The sequence below is a fragment of the Neisseria sp. P0021.S007 genome (assembly GCF_051956855.1).
On record NZ_JBQCXA010001250.1, the window covers coordinates 1 to 510 of the forward strand.

1 protein-coding gene is annotated in these 510 nt (G+C 49.4%); it reads left to right on the plus strand.

Annotated features, from left to right (window positions below):
* Window positions 1-418: DNA repair protein RecO (gene recO / locus ACTHUR_RS18575; RefSeq protein WP_440400243.1), on the plus strand; the 418-nt coding region annotated here is incomplete at its 5' end.
* Between the last annotated feature and the right edge of the window lie 92 nt (window positions 419-510).

Here is a 510-nt window from a genome sequence, read left to right on the forward strand (position 1 = left end):
CCCGTTGCCCGAGCTTTACGATGTTTTGGCGGAAACCATGAAAACCATCTGTTGCGAGGCCAACCACATAGCCGCTTTGCGCCGTTTTGAATGGTCGCTGTTGACACGTTTGGGTTTTGCCCCCGATTTGTTTCATGACGGCAACGGCAATGAAATCAATGGCGAAGAAACATATTGGCTCACGCCTGAAGAAGCTGTGGTTCCCCTGGCCGAGGCCGACCGTTTCCATGCGCTTAATAAGGGCGTTGCCGTATTGGGCGCGACTTTAATCGATTTGAGGGAACGCAGTTTCGTTCATCAGGAAAGCCTCGGTCAGGCTTTGAAAGTAACGCGGCTTTTGATTGACAACCTTCTACCCGAGGGCATCAAGTCTCGGCAGGTTTTACAGCAGTTGCAGCAGTTTGGCTTGGGCAGTTGAATTTTTTCAGACGGCCTTTGATAGGTAATGACTCAGGCCATCTGAAACCTTAATGAAAGGACATTATTATGTTGTTAGGCGTAAACATCGAC